The sequence below is a fragment of the Mycobacterium sp. IDUB_19 genome (genome assembly GCF_055419445.1).
Genome location: NZ_JBVAXR010000104.1, coordinates 1 through 3369, shown reverse-complemented (window position 1 = coordinate 3369; position 3369 = coordinate 1). Strand labels below are relative to the sequence as shown.

Genomic DNA, 3369 nt, shown 5'->3' with positions numbered 1-3369 from the left:
GCGGATGGGTCCATCCTGCCTCACTCGGCTGGGTGCGCGCGCCCCCGACCGGTCTAGCTGGGCACCAAGGCTGGCCGGTAGTGGGTCAGTTTGAATCGGGTCCGCGCCTTGAGGGGAGCCACCCAAGGTTCGCCAAGATCGTTGTGATGATCCAGAGGATCCCCAGGGCACCGGCAACCCAATATAGGACGACGCTCACGTGCGTGTCGTGGATGAGTACCCCTGCGATCACGCTAGCGATGGCTCCTCCGGCAAATGCGTCCCACCCGTCAAATTTCAGGCCGCCGTCCCTGAGAGAGACAGTTATTATGTCCAATTCGGGATCTGTTGGATGATGCCGAATCGTAACCGGCGGCACGATTTCTGGCTCCCTCTGCGAAGGAACGCTGGGCTGAGGATCGTCGTCGGGACGTTCGCTCATAACGGGAAGTGTATTCCTCAGTCGACCTGTGATTGAGCGGTTATGGCATTGGAAAAGGGGCGCCCACGGGCGCCCCTTTTCGACGGACTGCCGGATGTTCTGCCAACTGAACTACAGCCCCATGCGTGGAGCTGACGGGGATCGAACCCGTGACCTTCCGGTTGCCGACTAACGTACAGCCGCGACCAGTGAGATCCTGGTCACTTCGCTCTGGGCGAAATCCAATGAACCGCGAGGTGTTAAACCGCTCCGCTGTGGATAGTTCCCTATGTAGGTTGTTCCAGATGTCCTGGCCTGATTGCTCAGCGGCTGCGGGCGCGTTCCTACGTAGACTTGAGGAGGCGGGGTGGTCCTACGTAGATCGACGAGGAGAGAACGTAATCGTGATCTGCGGTTGCCCGAGCAGGCATCGGACCAGCGTTATACTCTGGCCGATACCTGGGGCGCTTGAATTGACGATTGACATGATGAAACGCACAACATGCTGGGAGGGGTGACATGAACCGATACTGGGTAGAGATGTCACTGCTGCACTCTGGCGATGAGGGTGCGATAGATAAGTTGGTCGCCACCATCGATGAACGGCATGATGGCCAGACAACTTTCACCGCCGCCGGGCCGAACCTGACGCTCGCCCTGGTTGACGATTCGTCTGAGCAGATCGAGCAGGTCATTTCTCGTGTGATCGGGCTGGTGCGTGCGACCGCGCACGAGCTCGGGTTTTCGACCCTGGGATGGCCAGAGCCGGTTCGGATCGGCAATGTGCAGGCCACCCCGATGGAGTCAGCCGTCCCGGCCTAGCAGCTGGCGATCATTAGTCGAGTAGCGCGGCGATGTCGCGGTAGGTCCAAACGCGGTCCGTGACGCCAGCGGCCATCGCGGGCGTCGTCTTGTGCCCGCCAGCATCTTTCGTGAGCGTTTGGTGGGGACGCGCGAAGTTGTAGTACATGTAGTGCAGCGACACCGCGTGCGCCAAGTTCTCCACTTTCTTGCTGAAACCGTTGGTGAGCCGGGTGAACCGGCGCATACCCATCCGCATAGACAGGTTCTGGCGCTCCACGTAGGACGTGCTGGCCTTGTGTAGGTTGGGCTTGCCCTGCACCACCCGTACATCGATGCCGGTGCACACAGCGGGGCTGTAGCGCCGCTCATCGTCCACAGCATCGGGGGATGCGTAAATCTTGTGCAGCATCGCGTAGTCGATGTCTTTCCCAAACGCCGTGTCAACAGCCTCGATGTAGGCGCGGTGCCCGTCGGTGGTGAGCTGCACACGATGGCGTAGCCGAGAAGCCAAGTCCCGCATGAACACTTCCGCATCGAACGCGGTGCGCTCACCCACCAACCAGCTGGGCACCAACTTCGTGTCCGCGCAGATCGCCGTCCAGGTCCACACGTCGCCATAGCCGAACTCGCCACGGTGCTCATCGGGGACGTTCCTCTGCTTGCTGTAGCAGAACGCCCAGATTTCGTCGCACTCGATCCGAGTGCAGGGCAGATCCCGTAACCAGGCGTCCTGGTATTCAGCGCACGCGCGGCCAAGGTCAACCAGCAGCTTGGTGACGGTGTTTTTCGCGGCCCCGGTCACGCGCACCGTCGCGCGGATGCTCATCCCTTCGCACAAGCAGGACACGATCTGCGCCCGCTGATCGGTGGAGAGCCGGTTAACCATACTGACCTATTATGCTTGAGCGGTCATGCATAAACAAGAGGCCCGGCCCGGAAAGTTGAATCCCACCGGTGTTATCAACACCAGATTGCAGGGAACTGGTAGTGTGTCCCTGTGATCAATGATACGAGCGAGGGCGTGCTGGACGCGGTGGCTCGCCTCGACAGGGACATTGCCGAGGCGAAACAGCATCTGGCCGATTTGCAGGCGATGCGGGAGGGCATTCAGCCGTTCATCGAGCAATACATGCGCACCTCAGCAGCGTCCAGCGAACCAGCCGGGGCCAGGGGTGGCCCAGCAGACGCCCAGGGTTCGGCATCTATCACAGACGAGGTGACCAGGGTATTCCATGAATATCCCAATGAGATTCTCGACTTAGATGATGTCGTGAATGTTCTGCGTAGCAAAGGCTCCGAATCAAGCCCGATACAGATACGGAACGCCATCAACTACGTCGTAAGGATGAAGAGGGTTCATAAAGGGCCGATCCGAGGCACCTACACCCTTAGAGACACATCAGCCCCGGCTGCAACCGGGGCTGATGTAGGAGAGGAGCCGAATGTGGAGGGCTCCTCAGTAGAGAGAGGAGAAGGTCGAGATGACACCTCGACCCCGCCTCACGATCAAGATCACGGTGCGTATTAGCCGCACCCACTTGATCGTGCTGGTGATCGAGCCCCCATAGAAGGGCCTGATCACCGCCCGTGGCCTCGTCTAACGGCGAGGTTCACGGGCCTCTCAACGGGCGGTGCACGGTGCCGGGCTGGACTCTGGAAACCAACACCCGAGGGGTTCGAATCCCCTACCGTCCACCATTTAGTTGTAATACAACGTCACAAGTATACGACACACCCATGTACTGCAGCCTTTATCCGTTCGCTGCGTTGTCAGGTCGCTGCCAGCGGCTCAGTGCGGCCTTCTTGGCGATCTCTGACCGCTGCTCTGGTGTGAGTTTCGCGGCCCGCGCTTTACCGCCCTTCAAGCCACCTTTGCGGCCTAGCGCGACGGCAGCCGGATCTTTACCGTTGGTAGGTGGTGGTTCGGGTTCGGTCTCGCCGGTGGCCTCGTCAACGATGGATGCTGCCATCGCGTTCAAGTCTCGTGGTCTATTGCGTGAGCGGTCAGGCATCACACCATCATCCCACGCAGACCCAAAATCCCGCTGAGCCAGTTTCATTCAAACTGACCCACAACCGGCTGGCCGGAGAACTTGGGCGTGGGTGTGCCGGTACGCTAGAGTCGTCCAGCGATCCGCGCCAGAGTTCGCGTGGACACCGGTTAT

General features: G+C 60.0%; 4 protein-coding genes. 2 read left to right on the top strand and 2 right to left on the bottom strand.

The annotated features are described in order from the left end of the window. Positions 1–982 precede the first annotated feature (982 nt). On the top strand, positions 983–1222 hold the full coding sequence (locus ACZY0B_RS27080) for a hypothetical protein (protein WP_463767311.1): 240 nt from the start codon (positions 983–985) through the stop codon (positions 1220–1222). A gap of 13 nt (positions 1223–1235) precedes the next feature. On the opposite strand, the gene ACZY0B_RS27075 is transcribed toward ACZY0B_RS27080, so the two are convergent. Next, positions 1236–2090: an IS1 family transposase gene (locus ACZY0B_RS27075; RefSeq protein WP_463767310.1), complete on the bottom strand. Its 855-nt coding sequence runs from the start codon at positions 2088–2090 to the stop codon at positions 1236–1238. Between the two features lie 111 nt (positions 2091–2201). On the opposite strand from ACZY0B_RS27075, the gene ACZY0B_RS27070 reads away from it, so the two are divergent. Beyond that, positions 2202–2732: a hypothetical protein gene (locus ACZY0B_RS27070; protein ID WP_463767309.1), complete on the top strand. Its 531-nt coding sequence runs from the start codon at positions 2202–2204 to the stop codon at positions 2730–2732. A gap of 223 nt (positions 2733–2955) precedes the next feature. On the opposite strand, the gene ACZY0B_RS27065 is transcribed toward ACZY0B_RS27070, so the two are convergent. After that, entirely contained in the window at positions 2956–3174 is a 219-nt protein-coding gene (locus ACZY0B_RS27065; protein WP_463767308.1) for a hypothetical protein, read from the bottom strand. Between the last annotated feature and the right edge of the window lie 195 nt (positions 3175–3369).